This window comes from Pseudoalteromonas sp. SG43-4, from assembly GCF_014164325.1.
In the GTDB taxonomy this organism is placed as follows: Bacteria; Pseudomonadota; Gammaproteobacteria; order Enterobacterales; family Alteromonadaceae; genus Pseudoalteromonas; species Pseudoalteromonas distincta.
This window is the reverse complement of the sequence record NZ_JACJFB010000076.1, coordinates 1-263: the sequence shown is the minus strand read 5'-3', so window position 1 is coordinate 263 and position 263 is coordinate 1. Positions and strand designations below refer to the sequence as shown.

The following is a 263-nucleotide window of genomic DNA, read 5'->3' as shown; positions in this document are numbered from 1 at the left end:
ATCAAATGGCACTGAATGGTACTGCTACCATTCTTTTTTTACTTTTGAAAACTCTTGATAAATACAAAGTATCTATCAGAATTTTATTATCAGCTTTTCCAAATTTTTAAAGAGCATATTAATTAGTTATTCCGAAGAACAAGCACTAATTAACAATCATCTGTGTGGACACTACGAACAAATAAGTTCTAAATCGTATAAGGAGGTGATCCAGCCCCAGGTTCCCCTAGGGCTACCTTGTTACGACTTCACCCCAGTCATGA

The 263-nt window shown here is 35.4% G+C and carries 1 rRNA gene; it reads right to left on the bottom strand.

Annotated elements, in window-relative coordinates:
- Positions 1-198: 198 nt before the first annotated feature.
- Positions 199-263: ribosomal RNA gene (locus tag H5160_RS20245) — 16S ribosomal RNA — on the bottom strand; the annotation flags it as partial.